Origin of the sequence: Ascidiimonas aurantiaca, assembly GCF_037646345.1 — a bacterium.
Lineage (GTDB): Bacteria > Bacteroidota > Bacteroidia > Flavobacteriales > Flavobacteriaceae > Ascidiimonas > Ascidiimonas aurantiaca.
The window spans coordinates 1-22,799 of record NZ_JBBEWR010000015.1 but is presented as its reverse complement, the minus strand read 5'-3'; the positions used below and the strand labels follow the sequence as shown (position 1 = coordinate 22,799).

The 22,799-nt window shown below is 37.6% G+C and carries 22 protein-coding genes; 17 read left to right on the top strand and 5 right to left on the bottom strand.

Features of this window, described 5'->3' with window-relative positions; translation table 11 throughout:
- Nucleotides 1-23: 23 nt before the first annotated feature.
- From WAO84_RS14490 to WAO84_RS14480, 3 genes are all read left to right on the top strand, one after another.
- On the top strand, nt 24-836 hold the full coding sequence (locus WAO84_RS14490; RefSeq protein WP_340066685.1) for a M48 family metallopeptidase: 813 nt from the start codon (nt 24-26) through the stop codon (nt 834-836).
- Nucleotides 837-917: 81 nt separating this feature from the next.
- Entirely contained in the window at nt 918-2,228 is a 1,311-nt protein-coding gene (locus WAO84_RS14485) for an MFS transporter (RefSeq protein WP_340066684.1), read from the top strand.
- A 125-nt stretch (nt 2,229-2,353) separates the two neighbouring features.
- Nucleotides 2,354-2,872, top strand: coding sequence for a DUF6252 domain-containing protein (locus tag WAO84_RS14480; protein WP_340066682.1), 519 nt, complete (start codon nt 2,354-2,356; stop codon nt 2,870-2,872).
- A gap of 82 nt (nt 2,873-2,954) precedes the next feature.
- Here WAO84_RS14480 and WAO84_RS14475 read toward each other — a convergent pair whose 3' ends face one another.
- Genes WAO84_RS14475 through WAO84_RS14460 form a run of 4 tightly spaced genes read right to left on the bottom strand, consistent with a single transcriptional unit; the run spans nt 2,955 to nt 5,853 of the window.
- Nucleotides 2,955-3,683, bottom strand: coding sequence for a head GIN domain-containing protein (locus WAO84_RS14475; RefSeq protein ID WP_340066681.1), 729 nt, complete (start codon nt 3,681-3,683; stop codon nt 2,955-2,957).
- A gap of 22 nt (nt 3,684-3,705) precedes the next feature.
- A complete protein-coding gene (locus WAO84_RS14470; protein ID WP_340066680.1) occupies nt 3,706-4,782 on the bottom strand; it encodes a hypothetical protein in 1,077 nt (358 codons plus the stop codon).
- Nucleotides 4,763-5,305 (bottom strand): hypothetical protein, encoded by a 543-nt coding sequence (locus WAO84_RS14465; protein ID WP_340066679.1) that lies wholly within the window; start codon nt 5,303-5,305, stop codon nt 4,763-4,765. The genes WAO84_RS14470 and WAO84_RS14465 overlap by 20 nt, the downstream gene beginning before the upstream one ends.
- A 2-nt stretch (nt 5,306-5,307) precedes the next feature.
- Nucleotides 5,308-5,853 carry an RNA polymerase sigma factor gene (locus WAO84_RS14460; RefSeq protein ID WP_340066678.1) on the bottom strand — a complete coding sequence of 182 codons (546 nt, stop codon included), beginning with the start codon at nt 5,851-5,853 and terminating at the stop codon, nt 5,308-5,310.
- Between the two features lie 289 nt (nt 5,854-6,142).
- On the opposite strand from WAO84_RS14460, the gene lon reads away from it, so the two are divergent.
- Nucleotides 6,143-8,593 (top strand): endopeptidase La, encoded by a 2,451-nt coding sequence (gene lon, locus WAO84_RS14455; protein ID WP_340066676.1) that lies wholly within the window; start codon nt 6,143-6,145, stop codon nt 8,591-8,593.
- A 141-nt stretch (nt 8,594-8,734) separates the two neighbouring features.
- Nucleotides 8,735-9,430, top strand: a complete 696-nt coding sequence (gene cmk / locus WAO84_RS14450; RefSeq protein ID WP_340066675.1) for a (d)CMP kinase — start codon at nt 8,735-8,737, stop codon at nt 9,428-9,430.
- A gap of 23 nt (nt 9,431-9,453) precedes the next feature.
- On the opposite strand, the gene WAO84_RS14445 is transcribed toward cmk, so the two are convergent.
- Nucleotides 9,454-9,834, bottom strand: coding sequence for a LysM peptidoglycan-binding domain-containing protein (locus tag WAO84_RS14445; RefSeq protein WP_340066674.1), 381 nt, complete (start codon nt 9,832-9,834; stop codon nt 9,454-9,456).
- 259 nt (nt 9,835-10,093) lie between these two features.
- On the opposite strand from WAO84_RS14445, the gene rpsA reads away from it, so the two are divergent.
- From rpsA to WAO84_RS14385, 12 genes are all read left to right on the top strand, one after another.
- A complete protein-coding gene (rpsA, locus tag WAO84_RS14440) occupies nt 10,094-11,872 on the top strand; it encodes a 30S ribosomal protein S1 (protein ID WP_340066673.1) in 1,779 nt (592 codons plus the stop codon).
- Nucleotides 11,873-12,025: 153 nt separating this feature from the next.
- On the top strand, nt 12,026-12,565 hold the full coding sequence (pyrR, locus tag WAO84_RS14435; RefSeq protein ID WP_340066672.1) for a bifunctional pyr operon transcriptional regulator/uracil phosphoribosyltransferase PyrR: 540 nt from the start codon (nt 12,026-12,028) through the stop codon (nt 12,563-12,565).
- A 28-nt stretch (nt 12,566-12,593) separates the two neighbouring features.
- Entirely contained in the window at nt 12,594-13,520 is a 927-nt protein-coding gene (locus WAO84_RS14430) for an aspartate carbamoyltransferase catalytic subunit (protein ID WP_340066671.1), read from the top strand.
- A 7-nt stretch (nt 13,521-13,527) separates the two neighbouring features.
- Entirely contained in the window at nt 13,528-13,860 is a 333-nt protein-coding gene (locus WAO84_RS14425) for a ribonuclease Z (protein WP_340066670.1), read from the top strand.
- A gap of 6 nt (nt 13,861-13,866) precedes the next feature.
- Nucleotides 13,867-14,772, top strand: coding sequence for a ribonuclease Z (locus WAO84_RS14420; protein ID WP_340066668.1), 906 nt, complete (start codon nt 13,867-13,869; stop codon nt 14,770-14,772).
- Between the two features lie 99 nt (nt 14,773-14,871).
- Entirely contained in the window at nt 14,872-15,519 is a 648-nt protein-coding gene (pdxH, locus tag WAO84_RS14415) for a pyridoxamine 5'-phosphate oxidase (protein ID WP_340066667.1), read from the top strand.
- A gap of 12 nt (nt 15,520-15,531) precedes the next feature.
- Nucleotides 15,532-16,017, top strand: a complete 486-nt coding sequence (locus tag WAO84_RS14410; RefSeq protein WP_340066666.1) for a SixA phosphatase family protein — start codon at nt 15,532-15,534, stop codon at nt 16,015-16,017.
- A 1-nt stretch (nt 16,018) separates the two neighbouring features.
- Nucleotides 16,019-18,121, top strand: coding sequence for a polyphosphate kinase 1 (gene ppk1 / locus WAO84_RS14405; protein ID WP_340066665.1), 2,103 nt, complete (start codon nt 16,019-16,021; stop codon nt 18,119-18,121).
- A gap of 11 nt (nt 18,122-18,132) precedes the next feature.
- Nucleotides 18,133-19,029, top strand: a complete 897-nt coding sequence (locus tag WAO84_RS14400; protein WP_340066663.1) for a Ppx/GppA phosphatase family protein — start codon at nt 18,133-18,135, stop codon at nt 19,027-19,029.
- Between the two features lie 245 nt (nt 19,030-19,274).
- On the top strand, nt 19,275-20,216 hold the full coding sequence (locus WAO84_RS14395; protein ID WP_340066661.1) for a hypothetical protein: 942 nt from the start codon (nt 19,275-19,277) through the stop codon (nt 20,214-20,216).
- Nucleotides 20,217-20,378: 162 nt separating this feature from the next.
- Nucleotides 20,379-21,413, top strand: a complete 1,035-nt coding sequence (locus WAO84_RS14390) for a ligand-binding sensor domain-containing protein (RefSeq protein WP_340066660.1) — start codon at nt 20,379-20,381, stop codon at nt 21,411-21,413.
- 163 nt (nt 21,414-21,576) lie between these two features.
- Nucleotides 21,577-22,155 carry a putative glycolipid-binding domain-containing protein gene (locus WAO84_RS14385; RefSeq protein ID WP_340066659.1) on the top strand — a complete coding sequence of 193 codons (579 nt, stop codon included), beginning with the start codon at nt 21,577-21,579 and terminating at the stop codon, nt 22,153-22,155.
- Nucleotides 22,156-22,799 lie beyond the last annotated feature (644 nt).

Sequence of the window (22,799 nt, the reverse complement as noted above, 5' to 3'; positions counted from 1 at the left end):
AATCAGAACAATTTTAATCAAAGATGAAACGAACAGTATTCTTTTTCTCTGTATTTTTCTTTGTTTTCTCATGTAAAACCAACCCTTTTACACAGAGGAGCACGCTTAATTTTTATTCAAACACTCAGATATTCCCAATGGCTTTTCAGCAATACGACCAGGTGTTGACGGAGAGTGAAGTCGTTACTGGAACCAGTCAGGCAACCATGGTTAAAAATGTAGGTGAGCGAATTGCCTCTGCTGCCGAACGATGGTTAACCGCCAATGGCCATCCCGGATATCTCAAAGATTATCGTTGGGAATATACACTCATTAAGTCTGACCAGGTAAATGCATGGGCTATGCCCGGAGGTAAGATTGCTGTCTATACCGGTATTTTACCCATTACGCAAACAGAAACCGGGCTGGCAGTAGTTTTAGGGCATGAAGTTGCTCACGCTTTGGCAGATCACGGAGCGCAGCGTATGAGTGCCGGCACATTGCAACAATTAGGAGCGGTAGCAGGAAACATTGCCTTGAGTAAAGACGAGCAGGACCAGCAGTTGTTTAATGTGGCGTATGGGTTAGGCTCCAATGTACTGGGCATGTTGCCCTTTAGCCGTAGCCATGAAAATGAAGCAGATGCCATAGGAATACAGCTTATGGCCATTGCAGGATATGATCCTTATGAAGCTTCAGAGTTGTGGAAGCGAATGAAAGAAAAAAGCGGAGGGCAGGCACCGCCAGAGTTTCTCAGTACACACCCCTCTAATGACACAAGAATTCAAAACCTGAAAAGACTGGCACCAAAGGCAGTAGAAGAAGCTAAAAAGTTTGGCGTTACCAGTTTTAGATAATCTTTTTTTTACAGTCTTTACAGAATTAATTTCTATATTACCAGCTGTTCCTTTGGAACAGCTTTTTTTTAATATCATTTTATGACCACCACATCTGTAAAAGGAAATAAAAAAGTACTTAATGCCTGGGCGTTTTATGATTGGGCAAATTCAGTATATAGCCTTGTAATAGCTTCTGCCATTTTCCCTCTTTTTTACGGAGCCCTTTTTAGAGAGGCCAATATTGAGAAAATTGAAGTATTTGGCGGGTATATTGCACGTGCTCCCTTAATAAGTTATGTTACAGCTGCCGCCTTTCTTGTGGTTTCCGTTTTATCTCCCATTTTATCAGGTATCGCAGATTATACCGGAAACAAGAGAATTTTTCTGAAATTTTTCTGTTATCTGGGGGCTATTTCCTGTGTGGGCTTGTATTGGTTTTCTCTTGATAACATTTACTATGGCCTTACCTGTTATTTTCTGGCACTTATAGGGTTTTGGGGGAGTCTGGTTTTCTACAATTCATATTTACCTGATATAGCTTATCCCGAACAACAGGATCATATTAGCGCCAAAGGGTATTCCCTTGGCTATATTGGCAGTGTTTTACTGCTTGTAATAAACCTGATAATGATCCTGAAATACGAGTGGTTTGGTTTTGAAGGTGCAGGAGCGCCTACCAGATTGTCTTTTATAATGACTGGTATCTGGTGGATAGGTTTTAGCCAATATACATTTTCATATTTGCCAAAAGGACACCAGGAAGGAAAAAAAGTAACCCGTAAAATACTCATGAACGGTTTTAACGAACTCTCGGGGGTATGGAACCGGTTAGGAGAAACTCCACGGCTTAAAAGATACCTCAGGGCTTTTTTTGTGTATAGTATGGCCGTTCAGACAGTGATGTTAATAGCTACCTATTTTGGAGAAGAAGAATTACAATGGGGTAGTGCCAGTGAACGTACTTCCGGGCTCATTATCAGTATTCTCCTTATACAGATCGTTGCAGTTGCCGGTGCATGGCTTACCTCCCGAGCCTCCGGTAAATTCGGGAACATTACCACACTCTTGTCTATTAACCTGATTTGGATAGGGATATGCATTTATGCATATTTTATTGAAACACCCAACCAGTTTTATATTGCAGCAGGTTTGGTAGGTATGGTAATGGGAGGGATACAGTCACTTTCAAGATCAACATATTCCAAATTTTTACCCGAAACCGAAGATACCGCTTCTTTTTTCAGTTTTTACGATGTAGCCGAAAAGATCGGGATCGTAATAGGGATGGGTATTTACGGGCTGGTAGCACAGTTAACAGGAAGCATGAGGTCGTCTATACTCGCTATTACCTTATTTTTTATTGTAGGGTTTATTTTATTAATGTATGTACCCGGACAAAAAAAGGAATAACTTAAATTTCTTATTTTTTCAGTAGTTTTAATTCGTATTTCAACGATTCTTTTATGTATTTCATCGAAGTTGACCTTTAGCTAACGTTATTAAGGTTATATTCGTTAACATAAAATTTTAGGAATATGAAATTTATTAAAGTATTCCTACTATGCTGTTTGTCCCCTCTTATTTTTCTTACTGTTTCCTGTTCAGGCGATACACTCGGAGATTCTTCTGTCGATCTGGTTCCTGACACCGATTCGGATGTCATAGAGAACATGATTAAAGTGGAAGTAAACCGCGAAGTTTTTGAACCAGACAGGCTGGTGGTTAACACCGAGTCTTCTATTATTAATATTGTTGGTACCCAGACGTCTTCCAACCGTTCTGTTTTTCTAACCTTTAAAGTAAGCGGTACAGGTGTGTTAAAACTGGGTAGTGCCAGAAACAATCCTGATGGAAATGTTGCCGGTTTTTTGATAAATGCTGAAAACCGCGGCTTTCTTACCAATGCATTGGAAGGTGAATGGGGAGAGATCAGGATTACCAAATACGATCCGGTTGGTAAAAAGATATCCGGTGAGTTTCATTTTACCGCATACGATATTGATTACAGGCCTATAGTTTTAGAGAATGGGTCCTTTACTGATGTATCGTTCTAAAAGCATAGTTTTTAATTTCATACCATTAAAAAAAGGAGCCTGTACGTTCAGGCTCCTTTTTTTAGGGTATATATTTGGAATGTCAGGCTTTCTTTATTTTTCCGGAACCTGCACTTTTACTATCTTCCATGGTAGGGGTTCCTTTATAGTGTACATCACCAGATCCGGCAATACGGGCTTTCAAAACCCCGTCGCAGTGAACATTCACATCACCAGATCCTGAAATATTCACTTTTACATTTTGGGCTTTTAAATCAAAAGCATCGATGTCTCCCGAACCTGCAAGGCTGTATTCTGCCTCAGCAGCATCTCCTTTTAGACCAATATCTCCTGATCCTGCCATTTTAACCCTCATACTTTCCGTTGAAATATGCGCATTGATATCTCCTGAACCCGCTAATCTTACTTCAAAATCAGTTGCTTTTAGTTTCGTTTTTGTAACAATATCTCCAGATCCTGCCAGTGAAATACTGGAAATATCATTAACAGGGACGGTAATAAGTATTTTATTGCCTGCGGAGGGACGTAATTGATATCCTTCTTCTACTTTTATTTTCAAAATACCTTTTTTGATCTCGGTTTCAATATGTTTCAATAGGTTAGATTCACCCTTTAGCGTGATCTCACCTTCTTTACCAGATACAATTTCTACATCCATAAAACCGGCGGAAGCTACACCGTCAAATTCTCCCAGGTTCCTGTTTTCCGTAATAACGTTTCCATTTCCTTTAACCTTGTCTTTACCCCACCATTGGGCATTCATTGAGGTAGTAAGTGCCAGGGCAATAACTAGAGTAATTAGTTTTTTCATTTTTATCGTATTTATGGGTTTATTAAACTTTGTAAAGATGTACACTACCGTATTCAGAATCTATTTGCATTTGTTTCCCGCTACCGGCAGTACTGTGAAAACCTTCATAGTACTTATCATTATTGTCTGTTTTTTTTATCTTAAAATCGAGTCCTTCGCTTTTTAAACCGGCATATTCCAGTCTTATGGTAAAATCAAAACTATAATCCTGATGATAGCCTATTTTAATACCGGTATATTCAGATCGTATTTTTACATTGCCTGCATCTTTAGAGAGTTCAGCGATACGTATGGACCCATACGTAGAACCGAGATCTACATTCCCAGACATTTTTCCAAGTTTTACGGTAAGGTAATCAGCCCTTCCTTTTACATTTTTAGCATGGTCAATAATAACAGAACCATAATCACAATTATAAGAAAGTGTATTTACATCTTTGATCCTTGAGGTGGTATAATCGGCATTTAGAATTAAATTTCCCGCTTTTTCAATTTCAAAACCCGAATAGTCTGCACGAATTTCACCACTTTTCATATACTCGATTGAGGAGCCACTGGTATAGTCAAAACTTAAGATATTATTGTCTGAGAGTAGTTCTCCGATATTCAGCTTACCATAATCACAACTTATTTTAGCACTTCCTTGTAATTTGTCAAGATTTATACCTCCGTAATCATTTGACAGATCTACCCGGTTGGTAACTGGTACCTTAATAGTGTAGTTAACTTTGATATTAACATTGTTATTACGGCCCCAGTTCCATCCCCATTTTTTCTTTTCAAAAATAGTTTTAGCATAGACCATTCCGGGATCTGCTTCAAACTCAACATCTATTTCGTCAAGTCTTTCTTGTACTTTTTCTTCATTGTTGCCATTGGTCTTTATATGTACTTCAATAACTACTCGGTTTTCGTTCCAGGAAGTAATATAAAGATTGCCATAACTGTTTTTTACTTTGAGCAGCGCTTCTGCATTTACATTAAATTCTTTATTAATTTTCTTTTCTTTTGTGTGTTTACCATTAAAGCCTTTGTTTGCCAGGATAAATGACGGTAAAAGCAGGGCTATAATAACAAATTTAAATAGTATGGTTTTCATGAGAGGATTCTTTTAATAGTTTAATTTCTTCTATTTGGTTCAGTACATTTTTAAGTAAGTCTATTCGTGTTTGGAAATTGGTAATCATGGCATACAGGATTTGCTTGCTGTTGCCGCCTTCTGCCAGTTCGGCTTCAAGCAATACATAATCAATTTCCAGCTTTTTCATTTGCGTGATCGCATCAGATACCATTTTTTCGGTGTCTTTATCAGAAATGGCTTCAAGTTTTTCCATTTCTTCATTGATCAAAGAAGTGAAATACACCTGTGTTTCTATTATTTCAGGTGAAACTTCGGGTGCCGAAGGTCGCAACAGTGACATTCCGGTTGCTATTAAGAGTATAAAAGAAGCAGCAATACTAAGAGGTTTCCACCAGGTTCTTTTTTTGCGAGATATAGAGATCACTTTCTCGTTTTGTGCATTTAACTTTTGCAAAAACCTATTTTTATGATCGGGTGCAGGTTCATGAACATCCCAGTCATTCTGCAAGCTTTCAAACAATTTTTCAATTGAATCTTTCATTTTCAGTTCATTTTTTTTCTTAAACTTTCCTTGGCACGAGATATGATAGTTCGGCAATTTGCATAGCTTATTCCCATTATCTCACTTATTTCTTCATAATCGTAACCTTCAATTAAATGTAAGGTCAAAGACACTTTGTAGCTATCTTTCAGTAAATTCATGGTTTCCAAAACCTTTTGAGCCTGAACGTTTGTAAACTCATGGTCTGAAGTCACTCCATCGTAATCTTCGACCCTGTACATTACTTCATTAAGAGGGGTTTCTCCCTTTTTTTGATTTTTACGATAATGATAGATACTGTTGTTAATAACAATACGTTTTAACCACGCACCGAAAGTAACTTCGCCTTTAAATGAATCCAGTTTCGTAAACGCGTTTAAAAACGATTCCTGCATTACATCTTCAGCTTCAAAGCTGTCCTGTACAATCCTGAGTGCCGTATTATACATGGCTTTGTAATAACGATTGTAAATCTCCATTTGCGCCCTTTGGTCTCCTTGAGAACACTTCTGGATTAAAGCTTTGGTATCTAACTTTGTTTGGCTCAAAAAGTTGCTAATTTATAGTAAGGATGACAGAAATATTATATTGTTACAGTTGAGAGTAATTTTTTTTTTTGAATTATACTAAAACTACAAATAAAACGTTATTCCACCTTCTTAACATAAAATTACCTATTGCTTTTTACGCTTGGCATAACTATTGACATATACAAGATGAATTTCTTTTATCAATGAAGTTAAGCATTGTTTTTTAAGAAGTTTACTAAAATTCATACCAATATTTTTAAAAGTAACCGGAGGCAATATATGACATTATGGCCTTCATAAATACATTATGACAAAAGATAAGTTTTTAAATATTGACAGTTTGTCACTTCAGGGAATTGAAGAGGATGCGGAGTTGATACCTTTAATGACACCGGAAGATGAAGAAGAAATAAATAACGAGGCTCTGCCCAAAACGCTTCCTATACTTCCTTTGCGAAATACCGTACTTTTTCCCGGGGTAGTGATCCCTATTACTGCAGGGAGAGATAAGTCCATTCAACTTATTAAAGACGCCAATAACGGGAGCAAAGTTATGGGTGTGGTGGCTCAGAAAGATGAAGAAGTAGAAAACCCGGGTATAAATGATATACATACAGTGGGTACAGTAGCCCAGATACTCAGGGTACTAAAGATGCCCGATGGTAATACCACAGTGATCATTCAGGGTAAAAAACGTTTTCAACTGAAAAGTGTTATCACTACCGATCCGTATATGACTGCGGAAGTGAGTGAAACTTCTGAAAAAAAGGATGAAAAGGATTCCAGTGAATTCAATGCCATAATAGACTCTATTAAAGAACTGGCACTCAAAATTATCAGGGATAATCCTAATATTCCCAGTGAGGCCTCTTTTGCCATCAAAAACATAGAAAGCAGTTCGTTCCTTATCAATTTTGTTTCCTCCAATATGAATCTCTCTGTAGCAGAGAAACAGGAATTGCTGGAAGTAAATAACTTAAAGGAAAGAGCATTGGCTACCCTTAAATATATGAATATCGAGCTTCAGAAACTGGAACTAAAAAATGATATTCAGTCTAAAGTGCGTCATGATCTCGATCAACAACAGCGGGAATATTTTCTTCACCAGCAAATGAAAACCATTCAGGAAGAGCTGGGAGGAGTTTCTCATGAAGAAGAGTTTGAAGAAATGCGACGGCGTGCCAAAAGCAAAAAATGGAGTAAGCAGGTAAGTTCTCATTTTGATAAAGAGTTGGCCAAAATGCAGCGAATGAACCCGCAGGTAGCAGAATATTCTATTCAGCGAAACTATCTGGACCTGATTCTGGATCTTCCCTGGAATGACTATTCTGAGGATCGTTTTGATCTGAAACGGGCCCAAAAAATTCTCGACAGAGATCATTACGGTCTGGAAGATGTAAAAAGGCGGATCATTGAATATCTGGCAGTACTCAAATTAAGGGGTGACATGAAATCTCCTATTTTATGTTTATACGGACCTCCGGGTGTGGGAAAAACATCATTGGGAAAATCGGTTGCAGAGGCATTGGGAAGAGAATATGTGCGTATGTCCCTGGGAGGGCTTCGGGATGAGGCAGAAATACGAGGGCACCGTAAAACATATATAGGCGCCATGCCGGGAAGAATTGTACAATCCATCAAAAAGGCAGGTAAATCAAATCCTGTTTTCGTGTTAGATGAAATAGATAAATTATCATTAAGCCATCAGGGAGACCCTTCATCAGCTATGCTGGAAGTGCTGGATCCCGAGCAAAATACCGATTTTCATGATAATTTCCTGGAGATAGGCTACGACCTTTCTAAAGTAATGTTTATTGCCACAGCCAATACACTTACCTCCATACAGCCGGCATTGCGGGACCGAATGGAAATTATAAATGTTACCGGCTATACAATTGAGGAGAAGGTTGAGATCGCCAAACGGCATTTACTGCCCAAGCAATTAAAAGAGCACGGCTTAAATACTACGCACCTGAAGATAGGTAAGCGTCAAATGGAAAAAATAGTAGAAGGATACACTCGTGAGTCCGGAGTACGTACCCTGGATAAGCAAATAGCAAAAATGGTTCGTTACGCTGCTAAATCCATAGCTATGGAAGAGGAATATAATGTAAAAGTGACCGATGAAGATGTAGTGAATATTTTAGGTCCGGCGCGATTAGAACGCGATAAATACGAGAACAATGAAGTGGCCGGTGTAGTTACCGGTTTGGCATGGACCCAGGTGGGGGGTGATATCCTTTTTATTGAATCCATCTTATCCAAAGGTAAAGGTACACTTAACATTACCGGAAATCTGGGACAGGTAATGAAAGAATCGGCTACTATTGCTATGGAGTATATAAAGGCCAATGCAGACAAATGGGGTATTGATACTGAAGTGTTCCCCAAATATAATGTACATATTCACGTACCCGAAGGGGCGACTCCCAAAGACGGACCCAGCGCAGGTATCACCATGCTTACCTCTCTGGTTTCCTTATTTACCCAAAAAAGAGTTAAAAAGAGCCTGGCCATGACAGGAGAAATTACATTAAGGGGTAAGGTGCTTCCCGTAGGAGGGATCAAAGAAAAAATACTGGCCGCCAAACGCGCCCGTATTAAAGAAATTATTCTTTGTAACGATAACCGGAAAGACATAGATGAAATAAAGCCAGAGTACTTAAAGGGACTTACTTTTCATTATGTTACGGAGATGAGTGAAGTAATTGACATAGCCATTACCGATCAGCCGGTAAAAGACGCTAAGAAGCTATAAGTGAAAAACCCGGAAAACTCCGGGTTTTTTCTTAAAAATTTTCTAAACCTTATTTTCATATCATACGAATATCTACCTATAATGTACCTTTGTACTGTATTAGGAAGACACATTATATAAAACTTCATAATCTTCTGTTTTATGACCAAAAAAATCACCATTGCCATTGACGGGTACTCATCTACTGGTAAAAGCACGGTTGCCAAAAAACTGGCCAAAGCCCTTGAATATATTTATGTAGATACAGGCGCCATGTACCGGGCGATCACGCTTTTTGCTATTGATCACGGTTTTATTGGAAAAGACCGGCAAAATACGTCAGGATTAATACGTTTATTGCCCAATATCAGGTTGCAGTTCAAGTTTAATGAAGAGTTTGGGTATTCGGAAATGTATATGAATGGGCGTAATGTAGAAAAAGAAATACGTACTATGGAAGTATCCCGTCAGGTAAGCCAGGTTGCTGCCATCTCAGAAGTACGCCAAAAACTGGTAGATATGCAGAAGAAAATGGGTAAGAACAAAGGGATTGTAATGGATGGTCGTGATATTGGTACCGTAGTTTTTCCTGATGCCGAACTTAAACTCTTTCTTTCAGCCTCGCCAGAGACCAGAGCACGAAGACGCTATAAAGAGCTTATAGACCGGGGAGATAAGGTAACTTTTGATGAAGTGCTTAAAAATATAACTCAAAGAGACACCATTGATTCTACGCGTAAAGACTCTCCTCTTAAAAAAGCACCTGATGCCATAGAAATAGATAATTCAGATATGGGTATAGAAGAACAGTTTGAGCGCATTTATCACCATGCCTTGCGAATAATCCAGAATCCATAAAAAAGCCGCGTAAAGCGGCTTTTTTATGGATTGGGTATAATCAGTTCCTGATCAGGGTAAATAAGGTTTGGATCTTTTAGTTTATTAGTGTTTGCGTTGAAGATAAGCATATATTTAGATGCATCCCCATAATAATGTTTGGCAATTTTACCTAAGGTATCTCCTTTATTTACTACGTGTTTGTGATAGACAGAAGAGTCTGCTACCGTGATATTAGCTTTGATATCTCCGGGATTTTGCCCGCCAATTTCTTTGATCTTATCCCAAAGTATATTTTTCTCATATGGTGTCCGGGCCTCTCCTTTTATTTTTAGGATGCCATTTTCTTCAGAAACTGCTCCGTTTTTAATAGCTAGTTTTTCTCCCATGTCAAGCACGGGTTGGTATTTGTTTTTCACACTCATAATTTTAAGGTTTTAGGTTTATCCAAATATACTTATTTTATTGATTTTCAATACTTAGTTTAAGCATTAAATCCTTTGTGCATTCTGGCAAATATTTTGAAGCTAATAGTTTGTAAATCAAATATTATAATTGTACTTTTGCAGACCTTTTTGCAACCCGTGGGAGGAAAAGGAAAAATCGAAAAAACAAGTTTAAAACGCTTCTGTGTTTATGTTGCATTCTCCCTGATGAGCTCAGAATACAAATTTTAGATCAGCAATGGCTGAAACAGATATTAAAATAGAAACTCAGGAAGGAAAATCCAATCCTGAAGAATTTTTAGCAAACTTTAACTGGGAAAAATACGAAGAAGGTATTGAGCAGGTAGAGGATGTAAAGCTTAAAGAATTCGAGACCCTGGTTGAAAAAAACTTTGTGGACACGGCCGATGAGGAAGTGGTAGAAGGTACAGTTGTGCATCTTACCGAAAGAGAAGCAATAATTGACATTAATGCCAAGTCGGAGGGTGTGATTTCTTTAAATGAGTTTCGATACAACCCCAGTCTTAAAGTAGGGGATAAAGTAGAAGTACTTATTGATGTACGTGAAGACAAAACCGGACAACTGGTTTTATCACACAGAAAAGCGAGAACCATTAAAGCATGGGATCGTGTAAATGCAGCACATGAAAATGGCGAGATCGTAAACGGATTTGTGAAGTGCAGAACCAAAGGAGGTATGATCGTTGATGTTTTTGGAATTGAAGCCTTCCTTCCCGGATCTCAAATAGATGTAAAACCTATTCGTGATTACGATCAGTATGTAGGAAAGACCATGGAATTCAAAGTAGTTAAAATTAACCATGAATTCAAGAATGTGGTAGTTTCTCATAAAGCGCTTATTGAAGCAGATATTGAAGAACAGAAGAAAGAGATCATTGGTCAACTTGAAAAAGGACAAGTACTGGAAGGAGTGGTTAAAAACATCACCTCTTACGGAGTATTTATTGACCTTGGAGGTGTTGACGGACTCATTCACATCACCGATCTTTCCTGGAGCCGTATCAATCACCCCAACGAAGTAGTTGAACTGGATCAAAAACTAAATGTAGTGATCCTTGATTTTGATGATAATAAGTCAAGAATCCAATTAGGTCTTAAACAGTTGCAAAAACATCCTTGGGAAGCACTTGGAGATGAAATAAAAGTAGGTGACAAAGTGAAAGGTAAAGTAGTGGTTATTGCAGACTACGGAGCCTTTATAGAAGTAGCCGAAGGAGTAGAAGGACTCATACACGTATCAGAAATGTCATGGTCCACCCACCTGCGATCTGCTCAGGATTTCGTAAACGTAGGAGATGAGATAGAAGCTGTTATTCTTACCCTTGACAGAGAAGAGCGTAAAATGTCACTGGGTATTAAACAACTTACTCCAGACCCATGGACCGATATTACTACCAAATACCCTGTAGGTTCAAAACATAACGGAGTGGTTCGTAATTTCACCAACTTTGGTGTCTTTGTAGAACTGGAAGAAGGTATTGACGGACTTATTTATATTTCAGATCTGTCATGGACCAAGAAAGTAAAACACCCTTCAGAGTTTGTCAACGTAGGAGACCAACTGGATGTGATCGTTCTTGAACTGGATGTAGAAGGAAGAAAACTCAGTCTGGGACATAAGCAAACTACTGAAAACCCATGGGATAAGTATGAAAGCGAGTTTGGTTTAGGTACTGTTCACCATGCAGAGATTGCAGAAATAGTTGATAAAGGCGCAACCATTAATTTTAATGAAGATATTGTAGCTTTTGTACCTTCCAGACATCTTGAAAAAGAAGATGGTAAGAAACTTAAAAAAGGAGAAGCCGCAGACTTTAAGATCATTGAATTCAACAAAGAATTTAAAAGAGTAGTAGCTTCCCATACAGCCATCTTTAAAGAAGAAGAGCAAAAGAATGTAAAAGCTGCTGCCAATAACACAGTAGAGCGTACCACACTTGGAGACCTCGATGCGTTACAGGAGCTTAAAGACAAAATGGATAATAAAGAGAAGTAATATCTTTTTATAATACAATTGTTCCTCCCCCCTTTATACAAGGGGGGTTTTTGTTTTACTATGGCTGGTTTACGCTATCGCTTCTTATGGTTTCATATTTTTATTATTTAAAAATTGCATACCTTTACCAGTGTATAATTCTGCCCGAATATTATGAGCCAGAAAGTCTTGCTAACCGCAAAGGAAGTAAATATTATACTGCATCGTCTTGCATGCCAGCTAATAGAAAATCATCTGGATTTTTCGAGCACTGTTTTAATAGGAATTCAACCCAGAGGTACCTATCTGGCAGACCGGTTGGCCAGAGTTTTAAAAGAATCATATCAGATACCCGATATAAAACTGGGGTATCTTGACATTACTTTTTTTAGGGATGATTTCCGTAGAGGAGACAAACCGCTGGAAGCCAATAAAACGCACATTGATTTTATTGTTGAGAATAAGAAAGTAGTTTTTATCGATGATGTTTTATATACCGGACGCAGTATCAGAGCAGCTTTAACCGCGATACAATCGTTTGGCAGACCTGCTGAGATAGAATTACTAACTCTTATAGACCGAAGGTTTAGCAGGCACTTACCTATACAACCAGATTACAGAGGGAGGCAGGTAGATGCAATTAATCAGGAAAAAGTAAAAGTACTATGGGAAGAAAACGACGGCACAGATGCAGTGTATGTAATAAACAGATAACCTCTTTTCTTAAACCTACCAATTAACAATGAGTGAATTAAGTGTAAATCACTTACTGGGTATCAAATATCTGAAACCATCAGATATTGATCTTATTTTTGAAACGGCAGATCATTTTAAAGAAGTCATTAACCGGCCCATTAAAAAAGTACCTTCTTTACGTGATATTACCATAGCCAATTTATTTTTTGAGAACAGTACCCGTACCAAGCTTTCTTTTGAGCTGGCTCAAAAACGTTTATCTGCCGACGTGATCAATTTCTCAGCATCACAATCGTCTGTTAAAAAAGGAGAAACTTTAATTGACACGGTTAACAATATACTATCTATGAAAGTTGACATGGTAGTTATGCGGCACCCCAATCCCGGAGCAGGAGTTTTTCTCTCCAGGCATGTGGATGCGAGTATAGTGAATGCAGGAGATGGCGCTCACGAGCACCCTACACAAGCCCTTTTAGATTCTTATTCCATAAGAGAACGTTTGGGAGAAGTAGCGGGAAAAAAAGTAGTAATTGTGGGCGATATTTTACATTCCCGGGTAGCACTTTCCAATATCTTTGCCTTGAAAATGCAGGGAGCACAGGTAAAAGTATGTGGTCCGGCCACACTTATCCCCAAATATATTCACAAGCTGGGGGTAGAAGTAGAACTCAATCTTAATAAGGCATTGCAATGGTGTGATGTAGCCAATATGTTAAGAGTTCAAAACGAGCGTATGGATATCAGTTACTTTCCGTCCACCAGAGAGTACATTCAGCAATATGGCGTAAACAAAGCCCTGCTGGAGCGTCTTGATAAAGAAATTGTGATCATGCATCCCGGGCCCATTAACCGCGGTGTTGAGATAACAAGCGATGTGGCCGATTCTGATCAGGCTATTATTCTTAATCAGGTAGAAAATGGAGTAGCCATTCGTATGGCTGTTATTTACTTATTAGCTTCAAAAATTAAATAGTAAACACATGCTTTTTGATAAACAGGGAAATATCGTAGTCATTACCAGAGAGTCTCAGTCTTTTGATATGTTTTTTGAAAAATTCCGTACGGCTTACGATCAATTTAAAAACGATCATATCATACTTAACCTGTTTTCTTTGAATACATTAAAACCTTTGCAGTTACTGGAGTTTATTTCATTTTCAAACACCCATCGTAACCTTAAAAAATCTTTTGTAATAGTAACCGATGCCCTTCAGGTAGATGATATTCCTGATGAGCTCGTAATAGCCCCAACCCTTCAGGAAGCTTTTGATATTATAGAAATGGAAGATATAGAGAGAGACCTGGACTTTTAAAATCTTATGAAATTAACCATACTGGGCTGTTATTCGGCCACCCCAAGAACTTTTAATAACACTACCTCACAAGTGCTTGAGATCAATAACCGTATGTTTTTAATAGATTGCGGGGAAGGTACGCAAATGGCACTAAGAAAACAAAAGATCAAATTTTCCCGTATCCGGCATATTTTTATCTCGCATCTTCACGGAGATCACTTTTTTGGGTTGCCGGGAATTATATCTACTTTTCGTTTATTGGGTAGAGAAGCCGAGCTGCATGTTTACGGCCCCAAAGGGATAAAACAATTAATTACTTTGTATCTAAAACTGGGAGAATCCTGGACCAACTATCCGCTGTATTTTCATGAGCTTACCTCCAAAGAGAGCGAGCTCATTTTTGAAGATGAAAAAGTAACCGTCCATACCATTCCGTTAGATCATCGTGTATATACCAACGGGTACCTGTTTAGTGAAAAACCAGGTCTTCGTAAACTAAATGTAACCCAGGCAGAAAAGCATAACATAGATAAATCGTATTACCAGCGTATTAAAAGCGGTAAGGATATCGTACTTGATGATGGTACCGTTATTCCCAACGAAGAACTTACTTTTGATCCCGATCCTCCTAAAAGCTATGCGTTTTGTAGCGACACTGCTTACAAACCCGAAATTGTACCTATTATTAAAAAAGTAGATGCACTCTATCATGAAGCTACTTTTCAGGAACAACACAAACACCTGGCAGAAAAAACAGGCCACACTACAGCGACAGACGCGGCCAGAATAGCTAAAGAAGCCAAAGTAAAAAAACTGATACTGGGGCATTATTCTACCCGCTATGACGGGCTGGAAGGATTTGCCGAGGAAGCATCACAAATTTTTGACAGAGTAGAGCTCGCAGAAGACGGAAAAGTATTTACCTTTTAATACCACCGTATATTTCTTGTTTTACAGAGTGCTGTTATCACGCTAATTTTCTTTTAAAGCTTTGGAATAACTCGTAAATTGCATGTTGAAAACGAGGCTATGAACAAAGACTTTAGTAACTACCGAAAAACGTATCAAAAAGATGAACTTCTTGAAGAAAATACTCCTGGAAATCCTATGGAGTTGTTTCAGAAATGGTTTTTTGATATAGAGAAGGCAGGGGGGGTAGATGAGGCAAATGCTATGACACTCTCTACAATGGGGCTGGATGGATATCCTAAAAGCCGGGTAGTACTACTTAAAAAATATACATATGAAGGGTTTATTTTTTATACTAATTACGAAAGTGAAAAAGGGCGCGCTATTGCGCAAAACCCCCAAGTATGTCTTTCTTTTTTCTGGCCCAACCTTGAAAGACAGGTAATTATAAAAGGTAAAGCAGAAAAAATACCCGAAAACTTGTCTGACGGCTATTTTGAATCCCGCCCCGAAGGAAGTAAACTGGGGGCCATAGTATCCCGTCAAAGTGAAGTGATCCCTTCAAGGGAATACCTCGAAAACAAGTTAAAAACACTGGAGAATAGTTATGAGGGCCGTGAAATTTCCAGGCCGCCCTACTGGGGTGGGTATTTGGTTAGACCCTACTCAATAGAGTTTTGGCAGGGAAGACCCAACAGGCTTCATGACCGTTTACGTTATTTGTTAAATGAGGAATTAGACTGGAAACGCGACAGGCTTTCCCCTTAATAAGCACAGTATATGAAAAAAGTACATTTGGTAAGGCATGCAAAATCATCCTGGGACTATTCTGTTGAAGATAAGGACAGACCTTTAAATGAAAGAGGCATTAGTGATGCACATTTGGTGTCTCGTTATCTTGCGAGAGAGTCATTTTCATGTGATACTGTTTTTTCAAGTCCGGCGAACCGGGCACTACACACCTGCATGATCTTTATGAGAAACCTTCAAACCCCTTTGGGACAGGTAACCATTACTAATTCACTTTACGATTTCAGTGGTGATAGCGTAATTTCTTTTCTCAAAGATCTCAATTCTTCCCTTGAGGAAGTAATGCTCTTTGGACACAACCATGCATTTACCCATCTGGCTAACAGTTTTGGCAATGAATATATAGATAATGTGCCTACAAGCGGTTTTGTAAGCATACAATTTGACATTGCTCATTGGACAGATCTTACAAAAGGTAGTACTTTGCAAACCGTTTTTCCCAAGCAGTTAAAATAATATGGAAGAAATAACAAAAGAAGTAACCAACAGGTATATTAATCGTGAAATAAGCTGGTTGTTATTTAATGCCCGGGTATTGCAGGAAGCCGAAGATGAAACCGTGCCTCTCATTGAACGCTTACGGTTTTTAGGGATCTTTTCTAATAATCTGGATGAGTTTTTTAAGGTACGGTACGCCACCGTAAAGCGAATTGAACAATCCGGTAAAACAGGAAAAAGTGTTTTGGGCGGTGCCAATGCCAAAGATCTCCTAGAAGACATTACCAGAATTGTTATCAAGCAACAGGCCGAAAGCCTGGAAATACTGAGCAATATTGAAAAACGGCTTCAGGAAGAAAACATTTTTATGGTAAACGAAAAAGTAGTTTCTCCCTCTCAAAGCGACTTTATCCGGAATTATTTCCTCGCGAAAGTAAGTCCGGCATTAATGACCATTATATTAAATGATATCACTGAGTTTCCCCTGTTAAAAGACAGTGCTGCATACCTGGCCGTTAAAATGGTGCTTCGCGTTAAATCAAAATCAAAAAAAGGAAAAACAGATGCGTTAAAAGAGGTGCGCTATGCCCTTATTGAAATACCCCGTACCATAGATCGTTTTGTAGTACTTCCTTCAGAAGGAGGAAAAAGCTATATTATTTTGCTTGATAATCTTATTCGTCACTGTTTGCATAGCATTTTCGGGATATTTGATTACGAATCCATCTCGGCGCATATGATCAAGATCACCCGTGATGCTGAACTGGATATTGATAATGACCTTAGTAAGAGTTTCATCGAAAAGATATCTACCAGTGTAAAAGGGCGTACCGTAAGTGAACCCGTTCGTTTTGTGTATGATAAGGAGATTGAAAAAGATACACTTACATTTCTTATGGATAAAATGGGGATTGCCAGTACAGACAGTATTATTCCTGGAGGGCGGTACCACAACCGAAGAGATTATATGGACTTCCCCAGCCTGGGACGTTTAGATCTTATGTACAAACCGTATCCGCCTTTGCTGGTAAAAGGGCTTTCTATGGAAGGGAGCCTTTTCGAAAAGATCGCCAAAAAAGACTATTTACAGTTTACTCCATATCATACGTTTTCATACGTAGTTAAGTTTTTAAGAGAGGCCGCACTAGACCCCAAAGTAAAAAGTATAAAAATCACCGTTTACAGGCTGGCAAAAGTTTCTTTAGTGGCTAATTCACTTATCAATGCTGCCAAAAACGGCAAAAAAGTAACCGTTCAGATCGAATTACAGGCCCGGTTTGATGAAGAAGCCAATATAGGTTTTGCCGAACAGTTTCAAACCGAAGGCATTCACCTTATTTTCGGTATTCCCGGTTTAAAAGTACATAGTAAAATATGTGTGATAGAACGCCTGGAAGATAAAAAACTGAAACGTTACGGCTTTATAAGTACCGGAAACTTCAATGAATCTACCGCAAAAGTATATTCTGATTATACACTTTTCACTTCCAACCAGCAAATACTAAAAGAGATCAATAAAGTTTTCGATTTTTTTGAGACCAGTTATAAAGTATTCAGGTTTAAGCATCTTATCGTTTCCCCTCATTATACCATGAGTTCCTTTACCAAATTAATTGATGATGAAATTAAAAATGCCCGCGCAGGTAAAGAGGCTTATATAAAATTGAAAATGAATAGCTTAACCAGCTATAAAATGATCGATAAACTGTATGAGGCGAGCAGGGCAGGAGTAAAGATACAAATGATAGTGAGAGGTATTTGCTGTTTAATACCCCAGGTGCCTGGTATGAGTGAAAATATAGAAGCCATTAGCATTGTAGATAAGTATCTGGAGCACCCTAGATTGTATATTTTTGGCAATGAAGGCGATCCTGCGGTGTATATTTCTTCGGCAGACTGGATGACAAGAAATATAGATCACAGAGTAGAAGTGAGCTGCCCTGTTTATGATACCGATATTAAGCAGGAACTCATCGATACCTTTGAAATAGGGTGGAGCGATAATGTAAAAGCACGTGTGTTTTCCGACCAGCAGGATAATGCCTATCGAAAAAATGACCTTCCCCCCGTTCGCTCTCAGTTTGCCACGTACGATTACTACCTTGACAAAAACATTAATTAAAACCAGTTGTTTTGAAAATACGCAAGTTTGCTGCTGTAGATATTGGTTCTAATGCCATTAGACTATTAGTGCATAATGTAATTGAAGAAGAAGGAAAAGAAACACAATTTAGAAAAAGTGCCCTGGTCAGGGTACCGGTACGTTTGGGGCAGGATTCGTTTACCGTAGGAGAGATCTCCAAGGGCAATGAAAAACGTATGATCGATACCATGAAAGCATTTAAGCTTATCATGAAAGTACACGGGGTAGAAAAATACATGGCCTGTGCTACTTCTGCTATGCGTGAAGCCAATAATTCCCATGAAGTAGTTGAAAAAATATATAAAAAATCAGGCATACGCATTGAGATCATAGATGGTAAAAAAGAAGCCGTGATCATAGCCTCTACAGACCTTCATGAACTTATTGAAAAAGACAAGTCATACCTATACGTAGATGTAGGTGGAGGGAGTACAGAGTTCACCATATTCTCAGGGGGAAATCTCGTGAATTCCCGTTCGTTTAAGATAGGTACCGTTCGATTGCTAAATGAAGTAATTGAAGAAAGAATATGGAGGGAAATTGAAAAATGGATCGTAAGCCATACCAAAAACCTCAATAAAATGTCTATTATTGGGTCTGGAGGGAATATTAACAAACTGCACAAAATGTCTAACCGGGCACCGGGAGAACCGTTGTCTCTTATCTGGTTAAATGCACAGTACCAGTTCTTAAAAAGCCTTACGTATGATGAACGCGTTACCGAACTGGGGCTCAATCCCGACAGAGCCGATGTAATTATTCCTGCTACCCGTATTTATCTCGCTGCTGCCAAGTGGAGTGGCGCCAAAAAAATTCACGTACCCAAAATAGGGCTTTCAGACGGGATCATTAAAATGCTCTATTTTAATGAAAAGAAAGAAAAATAAACATTACTTTAGAAATAACAGGTTCTTTTAGATAATGGATAATTATGGCGTAATAGATCAATAGCCAAGTCTTTTAAATACTTTTTTTGTTGGTGTTATAATCTGTTTTTTTAGTTACTTATCCTTGTTAAGATATTTATAAGAGTATTTGGATAACCGCCATACGTATATTTGGGTGTTATATTGAATTCAGCTTTTGGCTGCACAAAATCAGGATAAACTCAAGCTAAATAATTAAGATAATCATGAAAAAGTCAATTCTATTAATCGCAATGTTTTTTTATTTATTCAATAGTTACAGCCAGACAAACATATTCCCACCAAATGGATATGTGGGTATAGGTGTAACTAGTCCCAATGAATTACTTCATATACAAAACGGAAAACTACTTTTGAGAAGCACAGATAACAGTAATAATAGTGTGCATCCTGTAGGATTAAAATTTACCACTGACAATACTGGTGCATATTCTCAGATATTAGTTAAAAGGGGTACAGGTTCAACCGATATTGGATTACAGTTCAGGACTTATTTGACAGACCACACAATTGATGCCATGACACTTATGCGTGATAAAATAGGAATTTCTACAACCAACCCTATTGAGAAGTTACACCTTGAGAATGGTAAACTACTTTTGAGAAGCACAGATAACAGTAATAATAGTGTACATCCTGTAGGATTAAAATTTACCACTGACAATACTGGTGCATATTCTCAGATATTAGTTAAAAGGGGTACAGGTTCAACTGATATTGGATTGCAGTTTAATACTTTTTTAATAGATCATGTTATAGAAACGATGACATTAACAAGAGGAAGTGTTGGAATAGGAACAACGAATCCTGGAAATTATAAATTAGCAGTTGAGGGTGTAATTGGTGCTAGAGAAGTAAAAGTGACTTTAGATAGTTGGTCAGATTTCGTTTTCGACAATGATTATAAACTCAAAAATCTAGAAGAGGTTGAAACTTATATTAATGAGAATAAAAAATTACCAGATATTCCATCTGAAACCGAAGTGGTCGAAAATGGTGTGAACCTTGGTGAAATGGATGCAAAACTGCTTCAGAAGATTGAAGAATTGACTTTGTATATGATTAAGATTAATAAAGAAGTTAAAATACTAAGACAAGAAAACGCTGAATTAAAAGAGGAAATTAATGAAATAAAATCCATACAATAGCAACATGTTTATAACTATGTGTAAAGTGTATAAGGGTTTCAGAGGTATACGAGCGGTATCACCCGCATCAATTTTGGGTGGTAACTTGATAGGTTTGAAGCCCGCAATCCCTTACGAAATCATACACAAACCGTTGTGCGTCATATTAGAACAAACCAGAAAATGAAAATATTTATACTAGCGTTCGTAACCATTCTACATACTTCTTGTAATTCGCAAGAGAAAAAAATAGTGACAACAGAAGTAGAAAATCCTATTGAACAAATCGGACAATACATTACCGGGATTTTTGAGGATTCAGAAGGAAACTTATGGTTTGGCACCATTGAAAACGGAATAGCAAAATATGACGGAAAGACGTTGAGGTACTACACAAAAAAAGATGGACTGCCATCAAACAGAGTTACTAATGTAGTAGGAGATTCAAAAGGGAATTTATGGTTTAATACAGATAAAGGTATTTCTAAATATAAAAATGGAAAATTCACAAATTATTTGATAGATAAAAATAACTTTTCGGCAAATTTGATTAGTGAATTTTTTATTGACAGTAATGGTAGGTTTTGGATTGGAACTTGGAATGGTGTTTACAAATTTGACGGAGTAGAATTTACACACTTCCCAATTCCTTATCCTAAAATTGAAACATCTATTAATGACGACACAAAGAATTGGATAACAGATATTGAAGAGGACTCTAATGGAAATATTTGGTTTTCAAGAGATGGGTACGGAATAGCAAAATATGATGGTACTTCATTTACACACATTGTTAAAAAAAATGGATTACATTCTAATAATGTAACAGAAATCGAAATTGATAATCAAAACAACTTTTGGTTTGGAATGCGAAATGGAGAAAAAGACAGTTCAGATGAAGGAAAACTTATTGGGAAAGGTGGAATTAATAAGCTAACAGCTCATATAATAAGTTCGTTTCCTGAAATAGATTCGTTGACCAACGATGATGTTTACCAAATATATAAAGACAACTCTGGAAATATCTGGATTTCAACGACCCAAAATGGTGTTTATAAATTTGATGGAAAAGAATTTAAAAATTACGATATTCCAATTTCAGTTATGAGTATCACTCTCGATAAGAAAGGAAACTTATGGTTAGGTGGTGCAGGTGGTTTATACAGAATTGATAGAAAGGGAAAAATTGTAAATGTGGGAATAAATGGACCTTGGTAATAAAAATACGAACGCACAACAATGGTTATAAGTAATTGTTTAGTTGGTTAAGATTATCAAACTTCCTACAAGTAAATAGCGTTAATTTTCAACGGAAAAAAACGTATTTTTAAAAACGCAACTCCTCATAGCCAGAGCCGTTGTAAGTAATTATCAAATTACGATGAGCATTGAAAAAGAAAAAATAATAATTTGGAGAAGAGATGATGAATCAAGTACATCAGAAACCCTGCAATTCAAAAAATATGGAAAAGGCTTTATTGTAAAAAGCACTGTTAACGGAATTTTGGAAAGTCAACCTATTCTAATGGAATATCAAATCATAATTAATAGAGATTGGGTAGTCAAAGAAGTTGAAATAAAATCCTTACTTGGCGAACTCAATAAAATCACTCTGAAATCTGATTTAAATGGAAAATGGTATGATGTTGAAAATCAAGAAATATCAGAATTAAATGGTTGTATAGATATTGACATTTCCATAACACCTTTCACGAATACATTACCCATCAAGAGGCTTGGAAATTCACTAGAGCAAAGAACAAAAATAACCGTCCTCTATTTCGATATAAAGAATTGGGAATACAAAAAGGTGAAACAGTATTATACTAAACTTACTGATAACTTATACAAATACGAAGGGGTTTTTAGGAATTTTGTAGCAGATATACCAATTGACAATTCTGGGTTTGTTACAACTTACCCTAAGCTATTTAAAAGATTGTATCCCAAAAATGAATAAAACTACTTACAACACAGTGTATATAACATAGCTATTAAGTGCTAATTAGAAAGATTTGTCCTTATTTGCAAAGTTCTACTTGTAAAATTTCGTGCTAACCCACCTGCCTCGCGGCAGGCGGGCGCAACTACTCATAGCCGATACCGTTAGCGGCTTTAAAATAAAACGACACAAATGAACTATAAGCTTAAATATTTAATTGCAGGATTAATTGTCTTGTATCAAGACAGAAAAGAGAACTATTGGTTTGGAACAAATGGTAATGCAATTTAGAAAGCTTTCCTTTTCCTCAGGGTAGTACGAGAAAGCACTGGTGGTACACCAAAAGGAGGAGGTACTCCTTTTGGGCAGTGTTTCGAGTACGGTTTGCGTAGCAAAACCCCTAGGGAAAAGGCGTCCTTTTTCCGTTCCTTTTTAGACGAGTAAAAAGGAACAAAATCAAAAAACAACATAAACATACCCCCTTACAAAAAAACAAACCATCATTGCTATATTAGTAATAACCGCCATACGTATATGTAAGCATTAGCCACAATATGAAATGAGTATAGAATTAGTACCAAAGCCTTTTAGAAAGCTTTCCTTTTCCTAAGGGTAGTACGAGAAAGCACTGGTGGTACACCAAAAGGAGGAGGTACTCCTTT

Excerpts from the sequence above, each read along its gene's own strand:
- WAO84_RS14490 (WP_340066685.1), top strand. The coding sequence starts at position 24 with ATGAAACGAACAGTATTCTTTTTCTCTGTATTTTTCTTTGTTTTCTCA.
- WAO84_RS14485 (WP_340066684.1), top strand. The coding sequence starts at position 918 with ATGACCACCACATCTGTAAAAGGAAATAAAAAAGTACTTAATGCCTGG.
- WAO84_RS14480 (WP_340066682.1), top strand. The coding sequence starts at position 2,354 with ATGAAATTTATTAAAGTATTCCTACTATGCTGTTTGTCCCCTCTTATT.
- WAO84_RS14475 (WP_340066681.1), bottom strand. The coding sequence starts at position 3,683 with ATGAAAAAACTAATTACTCTAGTTATTGCCCTGGCACTTACTACCTCA.
- WAO84_RS14470 (WP_340066680.1), bottom strand. The coding sequence starts at position 4,782 with ATGAAAACCATACTATTTAAATTTGTTATTATAGCCCTGCTTTTACCG.
- WAO84_RS14465 (WP_340066679.1), bottom strand. The coding sequence starts at position 5,305 with ATGAAAGATTCAATTGAAAAATTGTTTGAAAGCTTGCAGAATGACTGG.
- lon (WP_340066676.1), top strand. The coding sequence starts at position 6,143 with ATGACAAAAGATAAGTTTTTAAATATTGACAGTTTGTCACTTCAGGGA.
- cmk (WP_340066675.1), top strand. The coding sequence starts at position 8,735 with ATGACCAAAAAAATCACCATTGCCATTGACGGGTACTCATCTACTGGT.
- WAO84_RS14445 (WP_340066674.1), bottom strand. The coding sequence starts at position 9,834 with ATGAGTGTGAAAAACAAATACCAACCCGTGCTTGACATGGGAGAAAAA.
- rpsA (WP_340066673.1), top strand. The coding sequence starts at position 10,094 with ATGGCTGAAACAGATATTAAAATAGAAACTCAGGAAGGAAAATCCAAT.
- pyrR (WP_340066672.1), top strand. The coding sequence starts at position 12,026 with ATGAGCCAGAAAGTCTTGCTAACCGCAAAGGAAGTAAATATTATACTG.
- WAO84_RS14430 (WP_340066671.1), top strand. The coding sequence starts at position 12,594 with ATGAGTGAATTAAGTGTAAATCACTTACTGGGTATCAAATATCTGAAA.
- WAO84_RS14425 (WP_340066670.1), top strand. The coding sequence starts at position 13,528 with ATGCTTTTTGATAAACAGGGAAATATCGTAGTCATTACCAGAGAGTCT.
- WAO84_RS14420 (WP_340066668.1), top strand. The coding sequence starts at position 13,867 with ATGAAATTAACCATACTGGGCTGTTATTCGGCCACCCCAAGAACTTTT.
- pdxH (WP_340066667.1), top strand. The coding sequence starts at position 14,872 with ATGAACAAAGACTTTAGTAACTACCGAAAAACGTATCAAAAAGATGAA.
- WAO84_RS14410 (WP_340066666.1), top strand. The coding sequence starts at position 15,532 with ATGAAAAAAGTACATTTGGTAAGGCATGCAAAATCATCCTGGGACTAT.
- ppk1 (WP_340066665.1), top strand. The coding sequence starts at position 16,019 with ATGGAAGAAATAACAAAAGAAGTAACCAACAGGTATATTAATCGTGAA.
- WAO84_RS14395 (WP_340066661.1), top strand. The coding sequence starts at position 19,275 with ATGAAAAAGTCAATTCTATTAATCGCAATGTTTTTTTATTTATTCAAT.
- WAO84_RS14390 (WP_340066660.1), top strand. The coding sequence starts at position 20,379 with ATGAAAATATTTATACTAGCGTTCGTAACCATTCTACATACTTCTTGT.
- WAO84_RS14385 (WP_340066659.1), top strand. The coding sequence starts at position 21,577 with ATGAGCATTGAAAAAGAAAAAATAATAATTTGGAGAAGAGATGATGAA.